Source organism: Streptomyces sp. NPDC002754, from assembly GCF_053592315.1.
This window is the reverse complement of the sequence record NZ_JBSFVM010000008.1, coordinates 227,338-251,918: the sequence shown is the minus strand read 5'-3', so window position 1 is coordinate 251,918 and position 24,581 is coordinate 227,338. Positions and strand designations below refer to the sequence as shown.

17 protein-coding genes and 2 pseudogenes are annotated in these 24,581 nt (G+C 70.4%); 8 read left to right on the top strand and 11 right to left on the bottom strand.

Annotation, left to right across the window (positions count from 1 at the left end):
- Positions 1-59: 59 nt before the first annotated feature.
- The 7 genes from ACWD2L_RS19750 to ACWD2L_RS19720 all read right to left on the bottom strand — a co-directional run bounded on the left by ACWD2L_RS19750 (position 60) and on the right by ACWD2L_RS19720 (position 7,966).
- The gene (locus ACWD2L_RS19750) at positions 60-563 is read right to left on the bottom strand and encodes a 2,4'-dihydroxyacetophenone dioxygenase family protein (protein WP_351339948.1); all 504 of its coding nucleotides are present in this window, start codon (positions 561-563) and stop codon (positions 60-62) included.
- Between the two features lie 44 nt (positions 564-607).
- Positions 608-1,336, bottom strand: a complete 729-nt coding sequence (locus ACWD2L_RS19745) for an SDR family NAD(P)-dependent oxidoreductase (protein ID WP_351339946.1) — start codon at positions 1,334-1,336, stop codon at positions 608-610.
- Between the two features lie 150 nt (positions 1,337-1,486).
- On the bottom strand, positions 1,487-2,635 hold the full coding sequence (dgoD, locus tag ACWD2L_RS19740) for a galactonate dehydratase (protein ID WP_351339943.1): 1,149 nt from the start codon (positions 2,633-2,635) through the stop codon (positions 1,487-1,489).
- Positions 2,636-2,666: 31 nt separating this feature from the next.
- Complete coding sequence (locus ACWD2L_RS19735; protein WP_351339941.1) at positions 2,667-3,569, bottom strand: carbohydrate ABC transporter permease; 903 nt, start codon at positions 3,567-3,569, stop codon at positions 2,667-2,669.
- Positions 3,566-4,429 (bottom strand): carbohydrate ABC transporter permease, encoded by an 864-nt coding sequence (locus ACWD2L_RS19730; RefSeq protein ID WP_451190362.1) that lies wholly within the window; start codon positions 4,427-4,429, stop codon positions 3,566-3,568. Before ACWD2L_RS19730 ends, ACWD2L_RS19735 begins: the two co-directional genes overlap by 4 nt.
- Before the next feature lie 110 nt (positions 4,430-4,539).
- Entirely contained in the window at positions 4,540-5,871 is a 1,332-nt protein-coding gene (locus ACWD2L_RS19725; RefSeq protein WP_351339935.1) for an ABC transporter substrate-binding protein, read from the bottom strand.
- Between the two features lie 118 nt (positions 5,872-5,989).
- Complete coding sequence (locus tag ACWD2L_RS19720) at positions 5,990-7,966, bottom strand: beta-galactosidase (RefSeq protein ID WP_351339932.1); 1,977 nt, start codon at positions 7,964-7,966, stop codon at positions 5,990-5,992.
- A gap of 206 nt (positions 7,967-8,172) precedes the next feature.
- Between ACWD2L_RS19720 and ACWD2L_RS19715 the strand changes: the two genes are divergently transcribed.
- Together ACWD2L_RS19715 and ACWD2L_RS19710 are read left to right on the top strand one after the other, a co-directional pair.
- Complete coding sequence (locus ACWD2L_RS19715) at positions 8,173-8,940, top strand: SDR family NAD(P)-dependent oxidoreductase (protein WP_351339929.1); 768 nt, start codon at positions 8,173-8,175, stop codon at positions 8,938-8,940.
- Positions 8,941-9,022: 82 nt separating this feature from the next.
- Positions 9,023-9,769, top strand: coding sequence for a FadR/GntR family transcriptional regulator (locus ACWD2L_RS19710; protein WP_351339927.1), 747 nt, complete (start codon positions 9,023-9,025; stop codon positions 9,767-9,769).
- Between the two features lie 163 nt (positions 9,770-9,932).
- Here ACWD2L_RS19710 and kdgD read toward each other — a convergent pair whose 3' ends face one another.
- Entirely contained in the window at positions 9,933-10,868 is a 936-nt protein-coding gene (gene kdgD, locus ACWD2L_RS19705) for a 5-dehydro-4-deoxyglucarate dehydratase (protein ID WP_351339354.1), read from the bottom strand.
- A gap of 206 nt (positions 10,869-11,074) precedes the next feature.
- Complete coding sequence (locus ACWD2L_RS19700; protein WP_451190318.1) at positions 11,075-12,253, bottom strand: L-talarate/galactarate dehydratase; 1,179 nt, start codon at positions 12,251-12,253, stop codon at positions 11,075-11,077.
- A gap of 109 nt (positions 12,254-12,362) precedes the next feature.
- Here ACWD2L_RS19700 and ACWD2L_RS19695 point away from each other — a divergent pair, with 109 nt between their 5' ends.
- Positions 12,363-13,238 carry a LysR substrate-binding domain-containing protein gene (locus ACWD2L_RS19695; protein ID WP_351339349.1) on the top strand — a complete coding sequence of 292 codons (876 nt, stop codon included), beginning with the start codon at positions 12,363-12,365 and terminating at the stop codon, positions 13,236-13,238.
- A gap of 168 nt (positions 13,239-13,406) precedes the next feature.
- Entirely contained in the window at positions 13,407-13,829 is a 423-nt protein-coding gene (locus ACWD2L_RS19690) for a PPOX class F420-dependent oxidoreductase (RefSeq protein ID WP_351339347.1), read from the top strand.
- A gap of 34 nt (positions 13,830-13,863) precedes the next feature.
- Here ACWD2L_RS19690 and ACWD2L_RS19685 read toward each other — a convergent pair whose 3' ends face one another.
- Entirely contained in the window at positions 13,864-14,919 is a 1,056-nt protein-coding gene (locus ACWD2L_RS19685) for a lipoate--protein ligase family protein (RefSeq protein ID WP_351339345.1), read from the bottom strand.
- A gap of 209 nt (positions 14,920-15,128) precedes the next feature.
- On the opposite strand from ACWD2L_RS19685, the gene ACWD2L_RS19680 reads away from it, so the two are divergent.
- From ACWD2L_RS19680 to ACWD2L_RS19670, 3 genes and pseudogenes are all read left to right on the top strand, one after another.
- The gene (locus ACWD2L_RS19680; RefSeq protein ID WP_351339343.1) at positions 15,129-15,929 is read left to right on the top strand and encodes an SDR family NAD(P)-dependent oxidoreductase; all 801 of its coding nucleotides are present in this window, start codon (positions 15,129-15,131) and stop codon (positions 15,927-15,929) included.
- A gap of 133 nt (positions 15,930-16,062) precedes the next feature.
- On the top strand, positions 16,063-19,197 hold the full coding sequence (locus ACWD2L_RS19675; protein WP_351339340.1) for a sugar-binding domain-containing protein: 3,135 nt from the start codon (positions 16,063-16,065) through the stop codon (positions 19,195-19,197).
- 85 nt (positions 19,198-19,282) lie between these two features.
- Positions 19,283-20,620 (top strand): annotated as a pseudogene (locus ACWD2L_RS19670) (fibronectin type III-like domain-contianing protein); the annotation flags it as partial.
- Between the two features lie 73 nt (positions 20,621-20,693).
- Here the strand turns inward: ACWD2L_RS19670 and ACWD2L_RS19665 are convergent.
- The gene (locus ACWD2L_RS19665) at positions 20,694-22,859 is read right to left on the bottom strand and encodes a DEAD/DEAH box helicase (protein WP_351339333.1); all 2,166 of its coding nucleotides are present in this window, start codon (positions 22,857-22,859) and stop codon (positions 20,694-20,696) included.
- 413 nt (positions 22,860-23,272) lie between these two features.
- Between ACWD2L_RS19665 and ACWD2L_RS19660 the strand changes: the two are divergent.
- A pseudogene (locus ACWD2L_RS19660) lies at positions 23,273-24,571 on the top strand (pectinesterase family protein); the annotation flags it as partial.
- Positions 24,572-24,581: the final 10 nt, after the last annotated feature.

Sequence of the window (24,581 nt, the reverse complement as noted above, 5' to 3'; positions counted from 1 at the left end):
CTCGGTGAGCCGTCAAAAGAATGGTGCGTGATCACCTCATCCGCCGTCCTTCTCGGACATCAGCGGATGAACCGGTCCACGTACTCCGCGCCGAGCCCCACCTTCGCGTAGTGCTCCCGGCACATCTCGATCTTCGTGAACGTGTCCTCGTAGCCGATCTGGACGCCGTCCTCGTCGACGTACGCCATCGCGCCGGTGATGTTGAAGAACGTGATCATCTCGGCGCAGTCCTCGGGCACGGCGAGCGTGTGGATCTCGCCGGGCGGCTCGTAGACGAAGTGGCCCGCCTCGGCGACCCACTCGTGCTCGTAGTAGTGCCACTTGCCCTTGATGACATAGCCGAAGACGACCCCCGGATGCCGGTGCCGGGACACGATGCCGGACGCGGTCACCTTCAGCAGGTTGCACCACTGCCCGGTCACCGTGTTGAACATCAGCGGCCGGAACCATACGTTCGGCGCCTGCGGCACCCACACCCGCTCGTCCTCGGGCAGCGCCGCCAGGGCGATCTCCGGCGGCACGACGGAGGAGACGGGAATGACCGGCCCTCGACTCTGTGACATGGCGTTACATCCCTTCCTGTATACGGCAGTTGGCGCGCCGACGCTCACGCGGCGAGATAGCCGCCGTCCACCGCGAGCACGGCGCCCGTGATGAACCCGGCGTCCGGGCCCGCGAGGAACGCGACGGCCCCCGCGATCTCCGCGGGCGTGCCCCAACGCCCCATCGGGGTACGGTCGATGATGCGGCGGCTGTTCTCCGGGTCCTCCTGCAACGCGGCGGTGAGCGGGGTGCGGATCCAGCCGGGCGCCACCGCGTTGACCCGGATCCCCTGGCCCGCCCAGGCGATCGCGAGGGACTTCGTCAGCTGCATCACCCCGCCCTTGCTGGAGCTGTACGCGGGAACCTTGGGGCCGCCGAAGTAGCTCAGCATGGAGGCTACGTTGACGATGCAGCCGCCGGTCCCGGCGAGTGCCTCGCGGGCGGCGACGCAACTGCGCATCGTCCCGGTGAGGTTGACGCCGACGACGTCGGCGAAGACTTCCGGGTCGTACTCCCGGCCACGGGCGATCACCCCGGCTGCGTTGACCAGTACGTCGAGCCGGTCGAGCCCGCCCAGGAACGCGCCGAGCGCGTCCGCCCGTGTGACGTCGAGCTCCACGGCCCGTACGTCCGGGGGGAGTTCCCCCGTGCACCGGTCCGCGTCGAGTCCGCCGACGACGACCTCGTCCCCGTCGGCGGCGAAGCGCCGCGCGATCGCGGCACCGATGCCACTGGTCCCGCCGGTGACCACCACGGTCCGTCCACCGGGCCCCGCCACCTCGTCCTGGCGCACGTGTGCCCCCTTCTGCGTCCGGCTCGGAAACGATCGCGAGCGCGATCGTTCCGAGTCGACCACGGCGGGTGTTCAGGCGTCAGTTCTCATACGTGGGCGGAATGAGGGCCATTCGGATGCTGTGGAGGAGCGTGTTCGCGGCGCGGCAACTCACCACTCCGCGAACGATCCGTCCCCGTGTCGCCACACCGGGTTGTGCCAGCCCGGCGCCGAGTCGCTCGCCGCGCGGACCGCCTTCTCGTCGATGCGGACGCCGAGGCCCGGCAGGGTGGGGCGGGTGAAGTGGCCCGCGTGGAAGCGGAAGACTTCGGGGTCCGACACGTAGTCGAGGAGTTCGGAGCCGTTGTTGTAGTGGATGCCGATGGACTGTTCCTGGATGAGGAAGTTCGGTGTGCAGAAGGCGAGTTGGAGGCTCGCCGCCAGGGCGACGGGGCCGAGCGGGCAGTGCGGGGCGACCAGTGCGTCGAAGGTCTCGGCGAGGGAGGCGATGCGTCGCGACTCCGAGATGCCGCCCGCGTGCGAGAGGTCCGGCTGTACGACAGCCACGCCCGACTGCAGGGCCGGAAGAACCTCCGTGCGGGAGTAGAGGCGCTCGCCCGTCGCGACCGGTGTCGTCGTCGAGTCCACCACGCGGCCGATGCGGTGCGTGTACTCGGGGAGGACCGGCTCCTCGACGAACATCGGGCGGTACGGGGCGATGGCCTCCGCCGCGCGGACCGCGCCCGCCACCGTGAACCGGCCGTGGAAGTCGACCGCGAAGTCGCCCTCGGGGCCGAGGACTTCGCGGGCCACCGAGGCGCGGGCCGCCATGGCGTCGAGTTCGGCGACGGTCGGAAGCCGGTTCGTGCGGCCCGCACCGTTCATCTTGATCGCTGTGAAGCCCGCAGCCGACTGTTCGGCGATCTGGTCGTGCAGCTCGGCCGGTTCGTCGCCGCCCACCCAGCAGTAGGCGCGCACCCGCTCGCGTACGGGACCGCCCAGGAGCTGGTGCACAGGCGCGTCGTACGCCTGGCCCGCGATGTCCCACAGCGCCTGGTCGAGGCCCGCGACGGCGCTGGAGAGGACCGGTCCTCCCCGGTAGAACGACCCCTTGGTCATCAGTTGCCAGTGGTCCTCGACACGCAGCGGGTCCGCGCCGACGAGGAGCTGGTCGGCGAGTTCGTGGACGGCCGTACGGACGGTGTCGGCGCGTCCCTCCACCACGGGCTCGCCCCAGCCGACGAGACCGTCGTCCGTCTCGATCCGGCACAGCAGCCAGCGGGGCGGGACGGCGAAGGTCTCGACTCGGGTGATTTTCAAACCAATTGCTCCCTTGCTCTGTGACGCGGGACTACTCCTTGACGCTGCCCTCGGTCAGACCCGTCCGCCAGAAACGCTGGAGGACGAGCATCGCGAAGGCCAGCGGGATGACGGAGACGAAGGCGCCGCCGATGGTGTACTGCGTCAGCTCCGGGACCCGGTCGGCAGCCTGTTGCCAGGTGACCAGGCCGAGCGTGATCGGGTACTTCCGGTCGTCGGAGAGCATCACCAACGGCAGGAAATAGTTGTTCCAGATGTGCACGAACTGGAACAGGAAGACCGTGACGAGCGCCGGCGTCATGATGCGCAGGACGAGCGTCGCGAAGATCCGTTCCTCACCCGCGCCGTCCACCCGCGCCGCCTCAAGCACGGAGTCGGGGATGGACGCCTCCGCGTAGATCCGGCAGAGGTACACCCCGAAGGGGCTGACGATGCTGGGGATCAGGACCGCCCAGTACGTGTCCGTGAGGTGCAGCTTGCTGAAGAGCAGGTACAAGGGGAGGGCGAGGGCCGTCGAGGGGAGGAGGACCCCTGCCAGGACGAATTTGAACACCGCCTCGCGGCCCCGGAAGCGGTACTTGGCGAGAGCGAATCCGGCCGCCGCCGAGAACAGTGTGGCGAGCACCGCGCCGACCCCCGCGTACAGCACGGAGTTCAGCGCCCACTGGACGTAGATGTGGCGGTCGTAGGAGAAGACGTTGCCCAGGTTGTGCAGCAGCTGGGGGTTGTCGAACCAGAAGCCGAACGAGCCGTAGAGGCTGTCGTTGTTCTTCGTCGTGGCGACGATCAGCCAGTACACGGGGACGAGGAAGTAGATCGCGGCGAGGGTGAGAACCGCGACCAGCACGATCCGGCCCGGCGTGAGACGCCGTGGCGGCCTGCCGGCCGGTGTGGCGGCGGGCGTCTTGACGTCGGCGGTGTCGACGGCGCTCATCGCTCGCTCCTCTGCTTGCGGGTGACGAGGCTCAGGAAGCCGAAGGACAGGACCATCGCGACCACCGCGAGGATCACCGATTTGGCGGCGGCCACATAGATGTTGGCGTTGGAGAAGGCGTCGAAGTACGCGCTGAGGTTCGGCGTGTAGTCGGGGATGACGGCCGGCGCGATCTTCTTGAGGACCAGTGGCTCCGCGAACAGCTGCATCGTGCCGATGATGGAGAACACGCAGGTGAGGACGAGGGCCGGGCGGACGAGCGGGATCTTGACGCGGAGCGCGATCTGCCAGGGACCCGCCCCGTCGATCTTCGCCGACTCGTACAACTCCTGGGGAATCGACTGGAGTTGGGCGACGATGATCAGCATGTTGTAGCCGGCGAACTCCCAGATCACGATGTTCGCGATCGACCACAGCACGTTGTCGGGGCCGAGGAAGTCCGGCTGGAAGCCCAGGTCGCCGAGCAGCTCGGTGATCGGGCTGATGCCGGGGACGTACAGGAAGCCCCACAGGATCGTCGCGATGACGCCGGGGATGCCGTACGGGAGGAAGTACGTCGCCCGCATCAGGCCGGCCCAGCGGTCCGATATCTGGTCGAGCAGCAGGGCGAGGCCGAGCGAGAGCAGCAGCATCACCGGGACCTGCACGATCCCGAAGAGCAGCACCCGGCCGAAGCCCTCCAGGAAGGCGTCCTGCTGGAGCGCGACGGCGTAGTTGTCGAGGCCGCCGAAGACGACCTTCGGGGAGCCGAGTCCGAGGGGTCCCGAACGCTCGACCTTCAGCAGGCTCTGGTAGATCGCGTAGAACACCGGAATGATCATCGCGAACAGATAGACCGCGAGGAACGGGCCGAGGAACATCCACGCCTTGCGGTCGGGCCTGGCCCGGCGGGCGCGCCGCCCGCTCGTGACGGGCACGGCGGCGGCGTCACGCCCGGTGCCGGGCGCCGCGGACTTCACGGGTGATGTCGTCATCGTGCGCTCCTCGCCTTGAGCCCCTTGGCCTTGAGGTCGTCGACGAACTTGGTCTGCGCGTCCTTCAGGGCGTCCACGAACGTGCCCTTGCCCGCGAGGGCCAGCGCCAGGTTGTCCTGGATGTGCGTGAAGGACTGCGTCGTGGTCGGCGCGTACCGCCAGGAGGTGTCGACGTTGCGGTCGGAGACCTGGAACACCTCGTTGTAGCGCTGGCCACCGAAGAACGGGTCCGGTTTGCCGAGCGGAGTCCTCGGCAGGTCGATTTTCGCGGCGGGCCAGCCGTATCCGGCCTCGATCAGCAGCTTCATGCTGTCCGGGTTCGTGTTCAGCCAGTGCGCGACCTTCAGCGCCTCGACCGGGTGCTGAGAGCCCTGGAGGACCGCGGTGGAGGAGCCGCCCCAGTTCGATGAGGCGTGCGCGCCCGCCTCCCACTGCGGCAGTTCGGACACCGCCCATGTGCCCTTGGTGCGCGGGGCGTTGCCACGGATCAGGGCGTCGTACCACTGCGCGCCCGGCCACGTCGCCAGCTGTCCGGTCTGCAACCCCTTGTAGAAGGCGCTCTGCGCGTCCTGCGTCTGGAGCACGAAGCGGTCGCGGACCAGTCCGTCCCAGTAGTCGGCGACCTCAAGCGACTCGGGGGACGTGAGGTCGACGACCCAGGTGTCGCCCTCGGTACGCACCCAGTGGGCGCCGCGCTGCCAGGGGAAGGAGGCGAACCACTGGGCGTTGGAGGGCGGGAAGGCCGTGATGTACGAGCCGTGCTTCTTGGCCTTCTTCGCGGTGGCGCGGTACTCGTCCCAGGTGCGGGGGACGTCGGCGTCCCACTTCTCCAGGAGGTCCTTGCGGTAGAAGAGGCCCATGGGTCCCGAGGCCTGCGGGATCGCGTAGGTGCCGCCCGCGAAGACGCCCTGCTTCCACTGCCAGTCGACGTAGTGGTCCTTGAGCTTGTCCGCCCCGTACTCGCTCAGGTTCGTCAGGCCGCCTTCGAGCATGAACTCGGGCAGCGCGTAGTACTCGACCTGGGCGAGGTCCGGCGGGTTGCCGGCCTTCACGGCGGCGTGCATCTTCTGGTAGCCGCCGGAGGTGTTGGCGGGGACCATCTGGGCGACGACCTGAATGTCCGGGTTGCGCTTGTTCCACAGGGCGACGGCCTTTTGCAGGGGCACCCAGGTCCAGAGGCGGAGGGTGACCTTTTGGCCCGGTTTACGGCCGTGGTTCGTTGTTTTGCGGGCGGCGCCGGCGGATTCGCCACAAGCCGCTAGGGCGGGGGTGGCGGCGGTTGCTGCGGCCCAGGTGAGGACTTTGCGCCGGGTGGGTGGTTGGGGCATCTGACCTCCTTGTCAGGTGCGGGTGCGGGTGCGTGTGCGGTGGCACGGGGTTGCGGTTGCGGGGCGCTGCCCCGGACCCCGCGCCTCAATCGCCGGCGGGGCTTGAAATGCACGGGGCTCAGCTCTGAAGGACCGCTACACCTCGGGCCGGAAGAGTGACGTGAGTGGCGGGGGCCGAGTCGGTGGTGAGGCGGTCTTGCATCGGTGTCGGCAGCTGGACCGTTGTCTCGGCCGCGCCGTGGTTCAGGAGGAACAGGAAGTGGCCGGTCTCACCCTCGCGCACTGTGGCCTGTACGTGGTCGGGGAGGTTCGGTAGGACGGGGTGGACGCCGGCTGCCTCGCGGGCCCCGTCCAACAGGGTGCGCAGGGCTGTCGGGGCGAGGCGGGTGGCGAGGTACCAGGTGGTGCCTTCGCCGTATGTGTGGCGGGTGATGGCGGGGCGGCCCGCGAGGTCGCCGTCCTTGAAGACGGCGACGGCGGCCGCGCCCTCCAGGTCGATGGCCTCGGACCATAGATCGGCCGTACCGTTCAACTCGCCACCCACCGTGAGGTGTTGGTCCACGTCCAGTGGCCAGAACTCCTCCGTACGGATACCGAGCAGTTGCCGCAAGTGGGCCGGGTAGCCGCCGAGTTCGACCCGGTCGCAGTCGTCGACGATTCCGGAGAAGAAGGACACGACCAGGTGCCCGCCGCCCTCTACGTAGTCCGCGAGCCGCTCGGCGTTCTCCTGGCTGAGCAGGTACAGGTTCGGCACGACGACGAGCTTGTACGCGGCGAGGTCGCGGTCCGGCGGGACGACGTCGCACGGCACACCCGCGTCGAACAGGGCCCGGTGGTGCGCGAGGTTGATCTCGGACTGGTTGAGTGCCGTGGAGGGGTGGGAGTCCAGCTCCAGGGCCCACCAGCTGTTCCAGTCGGTGAGGAGGGCGACGTCGGCGGTCGAGCGGGTTCCCGCGATCTCGGGGAGCGACGCCAACTCTCTTCCCAGGTTTGAGACTTCGCGGAAGATGCGGGTGTCGGTACCGGCGTGCGGAACCATCGCCGAGTGGTACTTCTCGGCTCCGCCGCGCGACTGGCGCCACTGGAAGTAGAGGACCGCGTCGGCTCCCTGCGCGACGGCCTGCCAGCTCCACAGGCGCATCCGGCCCGGCTGCTTCGGGCTGTTGCGCGGGCGCCAGTTGACCGCGCTGGGCGCCTGCTCCAGGAGCAGCCAGGGCTGCCCGCCGCGCGCCGAGCGCATCAGGTCGAAGTTGTACGCGGCGGTGAGGTGGGGGTCCGACTCGTACGGGTCCTGGTAGTGGTCGAGCGCCATCACGTCCATGTGCTCGGACCAGGCGAAGGCGTCGACCGGCTTGTGGTTCGGCATCAGGTTCGTGGTGATCCGCACGTCCGGTGTGACGCGGCGCAGCACCGCCTGCTCGGCGAGGTAACACTGGCGCAGCGCGTCGTCGCTGAAGCGCCAATAGTCCAGCTGCTGGGCCGGGTTGGCGAAGGTGGGGGCGAGGCGCGGCGGCAGGACCTCGGCGAAGTCGTCGTAGCGCTGCGACCAGAAGGCCGTGGACCAGGCCTCGTTGAGCGCGTCCACGGATCCGTAGCGCTCACGCAGCCAGCGGCGGAAGTCGGCGGCGGACACGTCGCAGTAGCACTGGCGGGTGTGGCAGCCGTACTCGTTGCCGATGTGCCAGGTGTCCAGGGCCGGGTGGTCGGCGTAGCGGGTCGCGAGCCGTTCGACGAGGCGGGTGGCGTGCTCCCGGTACACCGGGCTGGAGGGGCAGTAGTGCTGGCGGCCGCCGGGCCACTTGCGCCGGCCGTCCTCGGTCTCCGGGAGGACCTCCGGGTGCAGGCGCGACAGCCACGGCGGCGGCGACGCGGTCATGGTGGCCAGGCAGACCCGGATCCCCGCGTCGGCGAGGTTGTCCATGACGCGGTCGAACCAGCCGAAGTCGTAGGCGCCGGGCCGGGGTTCGACCTTGGCCCAGGAGAAGATCCCGGCCGTGACCATGGTGACCCCGGCTTCCTTCATCAGCCGGGTGTCCTCGGCCCAGACCTCCTCGGGCCACTGCTCGGGGTTGTAGTCGGCGCCGAAGTGGAGCATCGCACCTCACTCGATCCGTGGGAGCCGCCGGCTGTGCCAGGCGGTTGTGCTCGGTCTGTTCAATCCATTAATTAGGAATTAACGTGGCGGAATCTAGAGGTGGGGGGTGAGGCGGTCAACCCCTCTGCACAGCCGAACAGTTGATGATCATGTTCCGAGTCGTCGGAGCAGCCGTAGGGGTAGTCGTCGGAGCCAGGAGGCAGCCCATGAGAGTTCCGAGTGTCACCGACCGCTTCGCCGGGCGCACCGCCATCGTGACCGGCGCCGCCGCGGGCATCGGCGCCGCGACCGCGCGCAGGCTCGCCGCGGAGGGGGCGGCCGTCGTGCTCGTCGACATCGACGAGCGGCACGGGGCCGGGGTGGTCAAGGAGATCGAGCGGGGCGGTGGACGCGCCGCGCTCGTGCCCGCGGACGTCGCCCGCGAGGAGTCCTGGCAGGAGGTGCTGACCGCCGCGCGCGCCTTCGGCCCCGTCGGGGTTCTGGTCAGCAACGCGGTGAAGATCGAGGTCGCCCCCGCACACGAGACCTCGCCCGAGTCGTGGAACCGTCAGCTGTCCATCGGGCTCACGGCGGCGTTCCTCGGCGTGCGGACCTGTCTGGACGACCTGCGGGAGCAGGAGGGGGCCGTCGTCCTGGTCTCGTCCGTGCACGCCAGGCACGGCATCCCGGGCCATCCGGCGTACGCGGCGGCCAAGGGCGGTCTGCTCTCCCTGAGCAGCCAACTCGCCGTGGACTACGGCCCGTTGGTGCGGGTCAACACCGTCCTGCCGGGGCCGATCCTGACCGGGGTGTGGGACCGGGTGCCGGAGGAGGAGCGGGCGGCCAGCGTCGCCGGGACCGCGGCCCGCCGGTTCGGCAGCCCCGACGAGGTGGCGTCCGCGATCGCGTTCCTCGCGTCGCCCGAGGCCTCGTACGTGACCGGGGCGAGCCTGGTGGTCGACGGCGGGTGGAGCGTGGTGAAGTCGTCGGCGTGAACGCATGCCGTACGTGGGGTGAACTCCCGCCGCCCCAAGGATACTTGGTGGGCCGAGACGTCGAGAGAACAGCAGGTAGGACATGGCGGGGTACGCGCGCCGCGGGGTGCACGGGCAGACCGTGGAGACCATCGCGCACCGGGTGCTGAGCGGCCGGATCGGGGAGGGGGCCACCCTCGACCTCGGCGCGCTCCAGGACGAACTGGGCGTCAGCCTCACCGCGTTGCGGGAGTCCTTGAAGGTGCTCGCCGCGAAGGGCATGGTCGACGCCCGGCAGAAGCGCGGCACGTTTGTACGGCCCCGCGCGGACTGGCATCTCCTCGACGCGGATGTGCTGCGCTGGCAGTTCGAGTCGCTGGACGGGGGCGTCGCGGGGGGCGCGGGCAATCCGCTGCTCGGCGATCTGGACGAGGTGCGCGGCATCGTCGAGCCGGCCGCGGTGCGGCTCGCGGCGTGCCGCCGTACGCAGGACGATCTGGATGCGCTCGACGCTGCGCTGGCGGCGATGGGGGAGGTGGGGGAGGTGGCCGAGGGCAGTGCGGCGCGTGCGGTAGAGGCGGACCTGGCCTTCCACGGCGCGCTGCTCCGGGCCTCCCACAACGAGCTGCTGGAGCGCATGGACCTGGTGATCGCGGCGGGGCTGGCCCACCGCGACCGGCTCGTGCACGGTACGGGGCGTCACCCCAGGGACCCGGTGCCGAGTCACCGCGCGGTGCTGGATGCGGTGCGGGTGGGCGATGCGGATGCGGCGGAGGCCGCGATGCGGGTGTTGCTTGCGCAGGCGGCGCGGGATCTGGGGCGGGCCGGATCAAGCCCCGCCGGCGATTGAGGCGATCCAGCCTCGCCGGCGTTTGAGGCGCGGGGTCCGGGGCGGAGCCCCGCGGCCGCAACACCGGCGCCGCTGCCGCCGCCCCGGGGGCTCTGCCCCGGACCCCGCTGCTCAAGCGCCGCAGGGGCTTGAATGGCTCAAGTGCCGCGGGGGCTTGAATGGCTCAAGCGCCGTGGGGGCTTGAGGTGACCGTGGCGAGCAGTGTCGTCAGCTCCGCGAGTTCGGGCTCGGTGAGGTCCGTGAGTGGGGGGCGGACCGGGCCCGCCGGGTGGCCGGTCGCTGTCATGCCCGCCTTGACGATGCTGACCGCGTAACCCGCCTTGCGGTTGCGGATCTCCGTGTAGGGGATCACGAAATCGCGCAGATGCCCCAGGACCGTGGCGTGGTCGCGGCCGCGGATCGCCGCGTAGAAGTCCAGCGCGAACTCCGGCAGGAAGTTGAAGATCGCCGACGAGTAGGTGGTGACGCCGAGTTCGAGGTACGGCAGCGCGTACATTTCGGCGGTGGGCAGGCCGCCGATGTAGGTGAGGCGGTCGCCGAGCTTCGTGTAGATGCGGGTCATGGCGTCGATGTCGCCGACGCCGTCCTTGTAGCCGATCAGGTTCGGGCAGGACTCGGCGACGCGGGCCAGGGTGTCCGCGTCGTACTGGGCGTTGGCCCGGCCGTAGACGATGACACCGAGGTTCGTGGCCGCGCAGACCGCCTCGACGTGCGCGACGAGACCGTCCTGTGAGGCCTCCGTCAGGTACGGCGGGAAGAGCAACAGGCCGTCGGCGCCTGCGCGTTCGGCCGCCTGCGCGTACTCGATGGCGGTGCGCGTGCCGTACCCGGCGGGGGCGAGGATCGGGGTGCCGTCGGGCGCCGCCTGCACGGCCGCGGTCACCACCTGCTCCGTCTCCGCGGCGGTCAGCGAGAAGAACTCGCCGGTGCCGCCCGCGGCGAACAGCCCGCCGACCTCGTACTTCGACAGGCGCTCGATGTTGGTGCGGTAGGCGGCCTCGTCGAACGCGAGGTCATCGGCCGTGAAGTGGGTGACCGGGAAGGAGAGCAGGCCCGATCCGATGCGGGCGCCGAGCTCTGACGGGGTGAAGGGCGACATGGCTGGGGCTACTCCTGCTAGGTGGTGGAGGGCGGTGAAGAGGGGGTGTGAGTGCGACATTACGAGGCGTCACTCATGCGCGTCCAACACTGTTTTTGCATCCAGTGATACCTAGTGGGTATGGAGTGGTGATCCGGACATGACTCTGGCGCGGACCCCGCGCTGTCCGTCAGCGGGGCCCGCGCCAGAGAGAGTGGGGAGAAACCCTAGGGGCGTGCGCCCACTTCGTGCGTCGCGACCGTCCAGGCGCGAGCCTGTTCGGTCAGGGTGATGCCGAGGCCCGGTCGGGAGGAGACGTGCATGCGGCCGTCGCGGGTCTCCAGGCGCTCGTTGAACAGTGGTTCCAGCCAGTCGAAGTGCTCCACCCACGGCTCGATCGGGTAGGCCGCCGCGAGGTGGAGGTGGATCTCCATCGCGAAGTGCGGGGCGAGTTGCAGGTTGTGGTGCTCGGCGAGGGTGGCCAGCTTGAGGAACTGGGTGATGCCGCCGATGCGCGGGGCGTCGGGCTGGATGATGTCGCAGGCGTTCGCCTTGATCAGCTCGACGTGTTCGGCGACGGAGGCGAGCATCTCGCCGGTGGCGACGGGGGTGTCGAGGGAGGCGGCGAGCGCGGCGTGGCCCTGCGCGTCGTAGGCGTCGAGCGGCTCCTCGATCCAGACGAGGTCGAACTCCTCCATGGCCCGGCCCATGCGCTGCGCGGTCGGCCGGTCCCACTGCTGGTTGGCGTCGACCATCAACGGCACGTCGTCGCCGATGTGTTCGCGTACGGCGGTCAGGCGGGCGAGGTCCGCCTTGCGGTCCGGGTTGCCGACCTTGATCTTGATGCCGCCGATGCCGCTGGCCAGGGAGGCGGTGGCGTTGTCGAGGACCTGCTCGGTCGGCGTGTGCAGGAAGCCGCCGGAGGTGTTGTAGGTCTGCACCGAATCGCGGTGGGCGCCGAGCAGCTTGGCCAGCGGCAGGTTCGCGCGCTTGGCCTTGAGGTCCCACAGGGCGATGTCGAGCGCGGCGATGGCCTGCGTGGCGACGCCGCTACGGCCGACGGAGGCGCCGGCCCACACCAGCTTCGTCCAGAGGCGGCCGATGTCGCTGGGGTCCTCGCCGATCAGGTTGTCGGCGATCTCCTTGGCGTGTGCGAACTGGGCGGGGCCGCCGGCGCGCTTGGAGTAGCCGAATCCGATGCCGGAGTGGCCCCCGGTGGTCTCGATCTCCGCGAACAGGAAGGCGACCTCGGTCATCGGCTTCTGCCGGCCGGTGAGCACCTTGGCGTCACTGATCGGCGTCGCGAGGGGCAGTGTGACGGAGGAGAGCTTGATCCAGGCGATGGTGTCGAGGGTCGCCTCGCCCTGGCGGGAGGCGGCTGAACTGGCTGTGGACGTGCTGGTCACCACTGCGAATCCCTGGGGGTGTGAGCCGTTGGTTCCTCTTGACGCTAAGGTCGGCGATTAATCCACGTCAAACATAGTTTTTGGATGATCCAATACCTGGAGGGCATCGTTGTTCACGCTTGCGCAGCTGTCGAGCTTCGTGGCCGTCGCCGAGGAACTGCACTTCACGCGGGCCGCCGAACGGCTGCGGATGACACAGCCCCCGCTCAGCCGGCAGATCCAGCTCCTCGAGCACGAGCTGGACGTGCAGCTCCTCGACCGCACCAACCGCACCGTCCGGCTCACTCCGGCGGGCCGTGCCTTCCTCAACGAGGCGCGCACGATCCTGCGGCAGGCCGAGGCGGCGACGCTCGCCGCGAGGCAGGTGTCGACGGGTGAGGCGGGGGCGATCGCCGTCGGGTTCACCGCGGCGAGTGCGTACTCCGCGCTCGGGCCGTTGCTGGACGTGGCGCGGTCCTCCATGCCCGGGACGGAGATCGTGCTGCGGGAGAAGGTGACACGGGACCAGCTCGAGGCGCTCACCGAGGGGTCGCTCGACCTCGGCATGATCCGCCCCTCCAGTACGGGCGCCGACCTGGAGACCCGGTCGACCAGCCGCGAGGGGCTGCTCGCCGCGGTGCCGAGTGGGCATCCGCTGGCGGAAGGTGAAGGGCCGCTGCCGATGGGCGAGTTCGACGACCAGGACGTTCTCATGTACTCGCCGATCGAGGCGCGCTACTTCCACGAGCTGCTGGTCAGCATCTTCCGTGAGGCGCGTGTGCGGCCGCGGTTCACGCAGTACCTCAGTCAGGTGCACAGTCTGCTTGCCATGGTTCATGCCGGGTGGGGAATCGCCTTCGTGCCCGAGTCGGCGGCGCAGATGCGGTTTCCCGGGATCGCGTTCCGGCCGCTGGAACTTTCGGATGCGACGCCTGTCGAGTTGCACCTGGTGTGGCGCAAGGCGAATGACAATCCGGCGTTGGCGGCGCTTCTGCGGTTGCTGTAGACCGGACCTGTTGCGCTCGACCGCGCTCCCCCCCCCGGTCACGGGGCTCCGCCCCGGGCCCCGCGCCTCAAACGCCGGCGGGGCTGGAAAGGCCTACTCAATCGCCGCAGGGGCTTGATGTGGCCCACTAAGGTCGAGCGCGTACACCCCGACGTAACAGGAGGAACCGTGTCCAAGCCACCGCTGTCCGCCGAAGCCGTCGCCATGCTCGAGCGGGCGAACCCGGCCACCGTCGCCACACTCCGCTCGGACGGCGCGCCCGTCTCCGCGGCGACCTGGTACCTCTGGGAGGACGGTCGCGTGCTGCTCAACATGGACGAGGGGCGGGTCCGCCTCGGGCACCTGCGCCGTGACCCGCGGGTCACCCTCACCGTCCTCGACAAGGACAGTTGGTACACCCACATCACCCTCATCGGCCGGGCCGTCGAGATCCGCGAGGACAAGGGTCTCGCCGACATCGACCGGATCTCGACCCATTACGCGGGCGGCCCCTACCCGGAGCGGGACCGCGCCCGGTTCACGGCGGTCATGGAGGTCGAGCGTTGGCACGGGTGGGGCGAATTCCGCGACAGTGACCAGGCCACCGTCTAGCGACCGGGCCACTGTCCGAACGGCCGCCGGAGGTCTACGGGACCCGCGCCGTCCACTCGTCCGTGCCGAACTTGGTGCGGACGAGGTCCTGGGCGCGGGCCAGTTCCTCGTCGGTCACCTTGCCGTCGGTCAGCCCGTACCGGCTCCGGAACGAGTCGATCATGCGGGAGATGACGTCCTCGCGGGGCAGGCCGGTCTGGCGGCGCAGCGGGTCGACGCGCTTCTTGGCGCTCTTCGTGCCCTTGTCGGACAGCTTCTCCTTGCCGATGCGCAGCACGTCGACCATCTTGTCGGCGTCGATGTCGTACGACATCGTCACGTGGTGCAGCACCGCGCCCTGCCCGGCCGCGACCCGCTTCTGCGCGGCGCCCGCGACCTTGCCGACGTCCGTGGCGATGTCGTTGAGCGGCTGGTACCAGGCCTTGATGCCCATGTCGGCGAGTGCGCCGAGCACCCAGTCGTCGAGGTAGGCGTAGGAGTCCTGGAAGGAGAGTCCTGAGACCAGTGACTCCGGCACCGCGAGGGAGTACGTGATCGTGGACTTCGGCTCCGCGAACATCGCGCCGCCGCCCGAGACCCGGCGGACCACCGTCACCCCGTGGCGTGCGACGCCCTCCTGGTCCACCTCGTTGCGCAGCGACTGGAAGCTGCCGATGATCACGGCGGGGCGGTCCCACTCCCACACCCGCAGTGTCGGCGGGCGCTTGCCGAGTGCGACCTGCTCCACCATCACCTCGTCGAGCGCCATGTGCAGGACGGGGGACTGGGGCGCGTCGTGGACGAGCTGCCAGTCGTAGTCCCGCCAGTCCGTGGCCTGGGCGAGCGCGCGGCGCACCGCCGTGGCGACACCCTCCGTGGTGAGGCCGAGCATCACCGTGCCGGCCGGCAGCGCCGCGTCGATCCGCGTGGCCAGGGCGGCGGTGTCGGCGTCGGCCGGGGCGCCTTCGAGTGCGGCGTTGATCGCGAGGAGCGCGTCGTCCGGTTCGAGGAAGAAGTCGCCCGCCACCCGGACCTGGCGCAGCACGCCGTCCGCCACGTCCACGTCGACGACGACGAGCTTGCCGCCAGGGATCTTGTACTCGCCGTGCACGGTGTGCCGCCTTCCACCAGGTTGTCCGTCTTCGCGGACAACGCTAACCGGAGTCCGGACATTCCGGGGCACGGGTACGGGCACGGGCAGCCGCCGTGCGGCCCCCGCCAGTATTGACACTTCGTCAGAACTCCCGCATCGTCACCCCGCGCATGGCGCTCCCGCGCCCGGCGCGCGCCCACCGGACCGGCTGACGGAGGAGCTCGCCCATGGACCTCGACGACACCCCCGTCCCCGACTATGCCGCCCTGCACCGCGTCGACGGCCGCACCTTCGTCCTGCTCGGCGCGGGCAACGGCATCGGACGGCAGACCGCCCACGCGCTCACCTCCGCGGGCGCGCGCGTGCTGTGCGTGGACGTCGACAAGGGGCGGGCGGAGGCGGTCGCGGAGCAGGTCGGTGGCGTCCCGTATACGGCGGACGTGACGCGGCGGCAGGATGTGGAGGGCCTTTTCGCTTACGCGCAAGGGGAGTTGGGCCCGGTCGGCGGCGTCGTCGACATCGTCGGCATGGCCCGCTACGAGGCCCTGGACGCGCTCGACGACGACGCGTGGCAGTGGCACTTCGACCTGGTCCTGCGGCACGCCTGGCTCGCCGTTCAGTACGGGGGAGCGGCGGTGGCGGCGGCGGGCGGCGGGCCGCTGGTGTTCGTGGCGTCCGTGTCCGGGCTCACGGCGGCGCCGCTGCACGGCGCGTACGGGGCCGCCAAGGCGGGCCTGATGTCCCTGGTGCGCACGGCCGCCGTCGAGTACGGGCCGCGCGGGGTGCGGGTCAACGCGGTGGCGCCCGGCGTCGTGTGGACGCCGCGCGTCGCGGGCCTGCTCGGTGAGGAGGGCCGCGCGGCCAACGCGGCGAACGCCCCGCTCGGCCGCGTCGCCCAGCCCGCCGACATCGCCGCCGCTCTCCTCTTCCTGGCCTCACCGCTCGCGGCGTACGTGACCGGTCAGACGCTCGTCGTGGACGGTGGCACGGGGGTGAAGTTCCCGTATCCGACGATCGGCGACACGTGAGGCGCGTCGCCAACCTTGGTCGCCAACCAGCTTGTTCTGTAAGAGCCTTGACTAATCCCCACACGACTCCACAAGAATCTGTTGACTCACGTTCGCTTGTGGCGAGTCATGTTGGCTTCGAGGGGATTTCCGCATGTCTGTTAGTCGTAGATCCGTCAGCCGTAGATCCGTCCTGGCCGCGAGTGCGGCCGCGCCCGTCGTGGGGGCGCTCGTCGCGCCCCCGGCCCGCGCCGCCGAGGGCCGCGCCGGGAGCGTCGGCCGCCACACCGTGGAGCTCGCCGACGGCTGGCGCTTCGCGCTGGTCAGCCCGGACGGCATCACCGACCCGACCGGCGCGTACGCCGACGCCGAGCGCCCCGACTATGACGACGGGAAGTGGCGGAAGGTCGCGGTCCCGCACGACTGGTCCATCGAGCAGACCCCCACGGTTGAGCACAACACGACGAGCGGCACGGGCTTCCTGCCCGGCGGGCTCGGCTGGTACCGCAAGACGTTCACGGTGCCGAAGGCGTACGCGGGCAAGCGGATCTCCGTCGAGTTCGACGGCGTCTACATGGACTCCCGCGTGTACGTGAACGGGAAGTCCGTCGGCAGCCACCCCTACGGCTACACCGGGTTCGCCCACGACATCACCGACCTGCTGCACATCGACGGCGCCACCCCCAACCTGCTCGCCGTGCTGGTCCGCAACCGGGTGCCCAGCAGCCGCTGGTACTCGGGCAGCGGCATCTACCGCAGGGCCCGGCTCGTCGTCACCGAGCCGGTGCACGTGCAGCGGTGGGGCACGTTCGTCACCACGCCCGATCTCGCGGACACCCTGAAGAAGGGCTACGCGACCGTCGACGTGCGTACGACCGTCGCCAACACCTCCGGCGCCGTGCGCGACGTGACGGTCCTCTCCACGGTCCGCGACGCGAAGGGCCGCCGCGTGGCGCGCACCGAGTCGCCCCTCGCGGGAGTCGGCAAGGACGGCAAGACGGATCACGTCCAACTCCGCATCGACAAACCGGAGTTGTGGTCCATCGAGACTCCGGGGAACCGCTACACGCTCGTCACCGACCTGCGTGTCGACGGCCGCACCGTCGACACCTACCGCACCCGCTTCGGCCTGCGGCACGCCACCTTCGACCCCGAGGATGGTCTCTCGCTCAACGGCACGCACACGAAGATCAAGGGCGTCGACCTGCACCACGACCTCGGCGCGCTCGGCGCCGCCGTACAACCCGACGCCGTACGCCGCCAGTTGACCATCATGAAGTCCATGGGCGTCAACGCGCTGCGCACCTCGCACAATCCGCCCGCGCCCGAGGTCATCGAGGCCTGCGAGGACCTCGGTCTGATCATGCTGGTCGAGGCCTTCGACTGCTGGCGCACCGGCAAGAACACCTACGACTACGGGCGCTTCTTCGACGAGCACTCCGACGCCGACATCGCCGAGATGGTGCGTGCCGCGCGCAACTCCCCGGCCGTCCTCATGTGGTCCATCGGCAACGAGATCCCCGACTCCACCCAGACGCAGGGCATCGCCATCGCGGAGCGCCTCATCGCCGACGTCAAGGAACTCGACGGCACACGCCCGATCGTCATCGGCTCCGACAAGTACCGCTCGCTGCCCGCCGCCGGCTCACCCGCCGACAAGATCGTCGCGGGGCTCGACGGGCTCGGCCTCAACTACAACACCGCGGCCTCCGTCGACGCGCTGCACAAGCGCTACCCGCACCTGTTCCTCTTCGAGTCCGAGTCCTCGTCCGAGACATCGAGCCGCGGTACGTACCAGGAGCCGCAGCACCTCAATACCGGCGAGAATCACACACCGGGCAAGCGTGCCACCTCCTCGTACGACAACAACCTCGCCTCCTGGACCATGAGTGGCGAGTACGGCTTGAAGAAGGACCGTGACCGGCGGTTCTTCGCCGGCGAATTCCTGTGGTCGGGCATCGACTACATCGGCGAACCCACCCCGTACGACGTGTTCCCGGTGAAGGCCTCGTTCTTCGGCGCGGTCGACACGGCCGGGTTCCCGAAGGACATGTACCACCTCTTCCGCAGCCAGTGGGCCGACGAGCCGATGGTGCATCTGCTGCCGATGGACTGGACGACGTACGAGGACGGGCAGGAGGTGGAGGTGTGGGCGTACGCGAACGTGGCGGAGGTCGAGCTGTACCTCAACGGGCGTTCCCTGGGCGTGCGTTCCTTCGACCAGAAGAAGACCGTCGACGGGCGTCCGTATCTGGAGACCACGGAGGCCACCCATGATGACAAGACCGTCACCTCCGGTCCCTACCCCGGTAGTTACACCTCGCCGAACGGCAGCGCGGGCAAGCTGCACCTGACGTGGAAGGTGCCCTTCGCGGCCGGTGAGCTGAAGGCGGTCGCGCGGCGTGGCGGGAAGACGGTGGCGACGGATGTGCTCCGGACGGCGGGCGCGCCGCATGCCGTGCGGCTGACGGCGGACCGGAAGGCGGTCGCGGCGGACGGGCGGGCCCTCGCCTTCGTCACGGCGGAGGTCGTCGACGCGAAGGGGATCGTCGTCCCCGATGCCGCGCGGATCGTCGAATTCGACGTGAAGGGTGGGCACTTGGCGGGTGTCGACAACGGGCAGCAGGAGTCCGCGGAGCGTTACCAGGCAAGTACGCGCACCACGTTCCACGGGCTCGCGCTCGCGATCGTGCGTGCCGGGGTCGAGCCCGGCGGCCTCACCGTCACGGCGCGTGCGGATGGGCTGCGGACGGGGAGGGTGACGCTGCGTGTCGCCGGTCCGGCGGGGGAGCGGGTCACTCCGGCCGAGCCCTTCGTGCCCGACCCGGGGCCGGGGGCCGTCAAGTACCCGCGGGCCGACGCGAGTTACTCGGGCGGCACGAAGACGCTGCCCGCTGCGATGCTCGATGGTGACCCGGGTACCCAGTGGTCCAATGCGTTCGACAAGGCGGCCACCGCGTTGCTGCCCGCGTTCAACGGGGCGCGTCCTGAGGACTGGGTTTCGGTGGAGTGGGCGGAGGAGCGGTGGGTGGGGCGTGTTGAGGTCGGCTTCACGGTTGACGGTACGCATTCCTTGCCGGGGGCGGTTGAGGTGGCGGTGGGGGACGGTGAGGCGTACGTCGTGGTGGAGGATGTTGATGTCGACTGGGGTGGAGGGTCCGGTGATCCCACGGTCATTACGTTCGACGCGGTGCGGGGGAGGGCGTTGCGGTTGCGGCTGACCAGTCGGGGGGCGGGGGAGGTGAGTGGGGCCGTCGGTATCAGTGCGCTTGACGTGGCGGAGTCGTGATGCCTAGGCCGGAGCCGGGCCAACTGCCGGTGCTCTGCCCCGGACCCCGCTGCTCAAGCGCCGCAGGGGCTTAAAAGCCCCGCTCGGGCCGCGCGAGCTGGCGGACGTGATCCTGCCGTCGTTCGAGATGGTGCTGCGCGAGGGCGGCGCCCGCTCCGTGATGGCCGCGTACAACGACATCGACGGCCTGCCCGCCCACGCACACACCGGACTCCTCACTCAACTCCTGCGCGACACTTGGAAGTTCAACGGCACGCTCGTCTCCGGCTACTTCGGCATCGCGTTCCTGGAGTCCGCGCACCGGGTCGCCGCCTCCGACGCGGAGGCGGGCAGGATCGCGCTCGCGGCGGGTGAGGGTGAGGGTGGGGGCGGGGAACTCCCGGAGGAACACCTCGACCGGGCGGCGCTGCGCGTCCTCACGCAGAAGTGCGAACTGGAGCTGCTCGACCCGGACGACGGGCCGGAATCCTCGGCCGGGCCGGTCGACCTGAACCCGCCCCACATGCGGGAGTTGGCGGCCAAGGCCGCGCAGGAGTCCGTGGTCCTCCTCGCCAACGACGCGGGCCTGCTGCCGCTCCCGGATGCGCACGGCCTGCGCATCGCCCTCTCCCGACTTTTGCGCAGGCGCTGCGAGCGGAGCTGCCGGGCGCCGAGTTCGTGGCCGACCCCGCGCGCCGACGTCTGCCTGGCCGTGGTGGGGGACCATTCCGGCCCGTTCGGACGCGGCTCATCGGGCGAGGGCTGCGACGCCGAAGGCCTGTAACTGCCGTACGGGCAAGGAGTGTTGCTTGACGAGGCGCTCGCCTCTGGGGCGCCGACCGTCATCGTCGTCCTCAGCGGGCGGCCGTACGCGCTCGGCCGCTGGGCGGACCGGGCGGACGCCGTCGTCCAGGCGTTCTCCCCCGGCGGCCGGCCCGCCGCGTACCTCGCCCCACCGCTCGGACGGCACGGCGGGCCCAGCAATATCGACCCCACCGCGCTCTACCCGTTCGGCCACGGTCTCTCGTACACGACGTTCGCCTGGGACGACCCGCAGTGCGAGGCCCCGGAGTTCGGTACCGACGGCGAGGTGGCGCTGAAGTTCACCGTGCGCAACACGGGCGAGCGGCCCGGCACCGAGGTCGTCCAGCTCTACCTGCACGACCCGGTCGGCACCGTCGCCCGCCCCGAGGACCGGCTCGTCGGCTACGCCCGCGTCCCCCTCGACCCCGGCGCCTCGGCCGAGGTCCACGCGACGTTCCCGGCCGACCTCGCCGCGTACACCGGCGCCGACGGCCGCCGCGTCGTCGAACCCGGCGCCCTCGAGCTCCGCGTCGCCGCCTCCAGCGAACACGTCCACCACACGGTGCCGCTCACCCTGACCGGGCCGGTGCGCGAGGTGGGCCACGACCGCCGGATGCGCTGTGAGCTGCGCGTCAAGTGAGACACCGGCACAAGCCGGCGTACGACGCGCTCCGCAAGGCCCTGACTCACTGACCGACTGACGGGTTCACGGATCAGTCCTCGGCCGCCACGCCGAGGCGCGCCTGCTCCTCCTCGACGATCCGGCGCGCGATCTCCGCGTCGGACACGTCGACGGCGTCCGGCGTCGCCTCGGCCATCGAGCTGCGCCGGGCGTACGCGTCGAACAACCGGGACTTGTTGGCGAGTATCTTCACCAGGCGCTCGTCGACGCCGCCGGTGGCCAGGAGACGGTGCACCCGCACCGATCTGACCTGGCCCATGCGGTGCGCCCGCGCCACGGCCTGGTGCTCGAGGGTCGGCTTGATCTGCGGCTCGCACAGGATCACCACCGAGGCGGCCTGGATGTTGAGCCCCACGCCACCGGCCTGGATCTGCGACACGAGGACGGCGGGCCCGGCCGTGTCCGTGAACGCGTCGACGAGCAGTTGTCTGCGCGCGGGCGGCACGCTGCCGGTGAGCGGGCCGAACACCGGGCCGCCGACAGGTGGTTCGGTGTCGAGGGCGTCCCGGACCGCGCCGAGCACGTCGCGGAAGTTGGAGAACACGACGACCTTCAGCCCGGCCTCGGCGGCGTCCAGGACCAGCTCGCGCAGCCGCTCCAGCTTGGCCGACTCCGCGGGGCGTGCGTACGCCGCCCGGCGCATGGCCATGAAGTTGCCGGACGCGACCGCCTCCCGGTAGGCGGCCCCGTCCGCCTCGCTCAACTCCTCCCACTCGTCGGTGTGCTGGAGGCTCGGCAGTTCGGCCAGGACGTCGTCCTGGTTGCGCCGCAGATAGACCGGGGCGACCGCCGTGCGGAAGGCGACGGACCCGGCGAGGCCGTCCTCCTCGTCGAGCCGGTCCGCGAGCGCGGGATCCAGCACACGCACGAGGTTGCGGAACTCGCCGACGCGGTTCTCCATCGGGGTGCCGGTCATGAACAGGACCCGCTCGCAGTGCTCCGCCCACTCCGCCACCGCCTGCGAGCGCAGCGTCTCCGGGTTCTTCACCGCGTGCGCCTCGTCGACGACGAGCATCCCCACCTCGCCGCCACCGGGCGCCGGCAGGCCGCGCAGCGCGTCGTACGTCGTGACGGCGACACCGCCCCGGCCCTTCCAGTCCGCGAAGGCCTCGCCCCGATCCGCTCCGTGCACCGGCAGGACGCGCAGCGCGCTGCGGGCCTCGATCTCCCGCGTCCAGTTCACGAGGACGCTCGCCGGGCAGACGACCATGAAGTGGCTCTGCCCCTCGGCCGCCAGGTGGGTCAGCGCGGCGAGCGCCTGGACGGTCTTGCCGAGTCCCATCTCGTCGCCGAGCAGGGCGCGGCGCCGCGCGAGCGCGAAGCGGGCCCCGAACGCCTGGTAGCCGCGCAGCGACACCCGGAGCCGCGACTCGTCGAGCTGCTGTGTGCGCACCTGCTCGGCGATGTCGGCGGGCAGGAAGCCCTCGGCGGCGTCCTTGTCGGGCGACAGACCGGAGATCTCGCCGAGCGCGCTGTAGTACTCGGCGGAGCGCACCTCGAAGTCGACCCACGCCGCCACGTCCGTCCCGGGCCCGCGCAGCAGGTCGACCGAGGCCTGCGCGAGCAGCGGCCCGGTGCCCGCCCGCTCGGCGTCGGCGACGAGGGCCCGCACCTGCTCGGCGGCTTCGACGGCGCGGGTCCGCCGGGCCCGGCCGGTGAACAGGAGCCGCAGCCGCCCCGCCGCGGGCCGCGCCTCATCCAGGAGCGGTCCGAGCCGGCGGGCGATGCCGGTCGCGGCGTCCACGGCGTGCCGCGCGTCGGGGCCCGCCTCCACCAGTACGTGCAACGCCGTGACCAGCGCGGTCGTCCGGGGCTCCGGCTCGTCCACGTCGAGCGGCACCGCCGCCGTCTGCCGCACGCGGTCGGCGAGCCGGCCCGCGGCGGCCAGCAGTTGCGATGCGGTCTGCGGGCCCACGCCGTGGATCTGGGTGAGCCGCCCGGGGCCCGCGTCAAGGACCTGCCGGACCGTGCGCAGGCCGTCCCGTTCCACGAGCCCGACACGGACTCGTCCGTCGGTGGCCTCCTGGAGCCGGGCGACGGGCATGGTGTCGAGGACGCGGGACACCGACTCGTCGAGCAGCGGAGCGAGTGCGTCCCGCACGGTCTGGACGGCCCGCTGGTGGTCGTCCAGCAGTGCGCGTACGGCTGCGTGGAGGCGTACGCCCTCGGCGATGGCCTCCCGCTCGCTGCGTCCCATCGGGCCCCATCCTCTTCTTGGCGCGTACGGCCGCGCCAGTTGCGTCATCTTCCCATCGGGGTGTGACAGCGGGCTGGGGGCCTGCGGGTCACACGGCGTTGCGGTCCTGGGGCTCCACCCCAGACCCCGCTGCTCAATCGCCGCAGGGGCTTGATGTGCCCGACCCCGAGGGGGTCGGCAACCTTCCCCGTCCCCGCGGCAGCCCCACTGCGGCACGTGTTCCCCCACCACCCACGGAGTGCAAGCCCATGAGAGGCAGCCGCAGCAAGTCCCGTCACCGCAGACGCCGGACCGTACTTCTCGCGGGAGCGCCGTTCGTGGTCGTCGCCGCGGTCGTCCTCGCCTACGGCGGTGGGGTCTTCGGTGGTGGCGGCGGGGGCACGGCCTCCGCCGCGACGGCCGCCGCGTGGGCCGACGACGCCGCACACGCGCACCTCTACAACAACTACCTCCAGGACGACCCGGACACCAACATCACGTCCTCGTACGGGAACTACTCGCGCGGCAAGACGAAGATGGTCCTGGAGAACAGCTACTTCCAGGGAGTGAACAACCCCGTCATCAAGGACGACACCACCACCCTCGTGCAACGCGGCAGCGTCTTCTCCGGCACCAGCGGGCGCAACGAGAGCGGCGGCAGCGCCTTCACGCCCTCCGACTTCTACGACTACACGCTCGACAAGGCGGCGGACGTGCCGGGTCTGCTCAAGTCCGGGGTGGGGCCCAGGAGTTCGATGGGCGCGACGAGTACGACGGCGAGGGTCACCGCCGCGACGACCCTCACCGTCGCCGCCGACGGCAGCGCCCAGTACAAGACCGTGCAGGCCGCCGTCGACGCCGTGCCCGCGAACAACACCGCGCGCGTGGACATCAAGGTCGCGCCCGGCACGTATCGCGGGACCGTCACCGTCCCGGCGAACAAGCCGCACGTGACGATCATCGGCACCGGTTCGAGCCGGACATCCACCGTCCTCGTCGAGGGGCACGCCGCCGGGTCGAAGAAGCCGGACGGAGCGACGTACGGCACCTCGGGCAGCGCCACCGTCACCGTCCTCGCCGCCGACACCCAACTGCGCAACCTGAGCGTCAGCAACGACTACGACGAGAGCAAGGACACCTCCATCGCCGCGCAGGCGGTCGCGCTGCGCACCAGCGCCGACAAGGTGTTCCTCGACTCGGTCAGCACCAGCGGCGACCAGGACACGCTGCTGCTCGACGGCGCGGGCAAGCGCGTCTACATGAAGAACTCGTACGTCGTCGGCAACGTCGACTTCATCTTCGGTGGCGCCACCGCCGTGATCGACCAGTCCGTGATCACCCTGAAGAAGCGGTGGGACGGCACGTCGGCCGGGTACGTCATGGCGCCGAGCACCGCGGGCGGCAAGAAGGGCCTGCTCGTCAACCGGACCACCATCAGCGGCGACGTCTCCGCCGACAGCTTCCACCTCGGCCGCAACTGGCACGCGGGCGGCGACGCCTCCCTCGACCCGCAGGCCACCGTCCGCAACTCCACGCTGGGCGCCGCGATCAAGACGAAGCCGTGGACCGACATGGGCGGCTTCTCGTGGAAGGACGACCGGTTCGCCGAGTACAAGAACAGCGGCGCCCGGGCCGGTTCGGCGAGCGCCGACCGGCCACAGCTGAGCGACACCCAGGCCGCGGAGCAGGAGGTCGCGGACTGGCTGGGTGACTGGACGCCCACGGCCTCCTGAAGGACTGACG

What these genes read in the sequence shown, in the direction of transcription:
- ACWD2L_RS19750 (WP_351339948.1), bottom strand. Translation starts at nt 563, where the DNA reads ATGTCACAGAGTCGAGGGCCGGTCATTCCCGTCTCCTCCGTCGTGCCG.
- ACWD2L_RS19735 (WP_351339941.1), bottom strand. Translation starts at nt 3,569, where the DNA reads ATGAGCGCCGTCGACACCGCCGACGTCAAGACGCCCGCCGCCACACCG.
- ACWD2L_RS19730 (WP_451190362.1), bottom strand. Translation starts at nt 4,429, where the DNA reads ATGTTCCTCGGCCCGTTCCTCGCGGTCTATCTGTTCGCGATGATCATT.
- ACWD2L_RS19725 (WP_351339935.1), bottom strand. Translation starts at nt 5,871, where the DNA reads ATGCCCCAACCACCCACCCGGCGCAAAGTCCTCACCTGGGCCGCAGCA.
- ACWD2L_RS19720 (WP_351339932.1), bottom strand. Translation starts at nt 7,966, where the DNA reads ATGCTCCACTTCGGCGCCGACTACAACCCCGAGCAGTGGCCCGAGGAG.
- ACWD2L_RS19715 (WP_351339929.1), top strand. Translation starts at nt 8,173, where the DNA reads ATGAGAGTTCCGAGTGTCACCGACCGCTTCGCCGGGCGCACCGCCATC.
- ACWD2L_RS19710 (WP_351339927.1), top strand. Translation starts at nt 9,023, where the DNA reads ATGGCGGGGTACGCGCGCCGCGGGGTGCACGGGCAGACCGTGGAGACC.
- kdgD (WP_351339354.1), bottom strand. Translation starts at nt 10,868, where the DNA reads ATGTCGCCCTTCACCCCGTCAGAGCTCGGCGCCCGCATCGGATCGGGC.
- ACWD2L_RS19680 (WP_351339343.1), top strand. Translation starts at nt 15,129, where the DNA reads ATGGACCTCGACGACACCCCCGTCCCCGACTATGCCGCCCTGCACCGC.
- ACWD2L_RS19675 (WP_351339340.1), top strand. Translation starts at nt 16,063, where the DNA reads ATGTCTGTTAGTCGTAGATCCGTCAGCCGTAGATCCGTCCTGGCCGCG.
- ACWD2L_RS19665 (WP_351339333.1), bottom strand. Translation starts at nt 22,859, where the DNA reads ATGGGACGCAGCGAGCGGGAGGCCATCGCCGAGGGCGTACGCCTCCAC.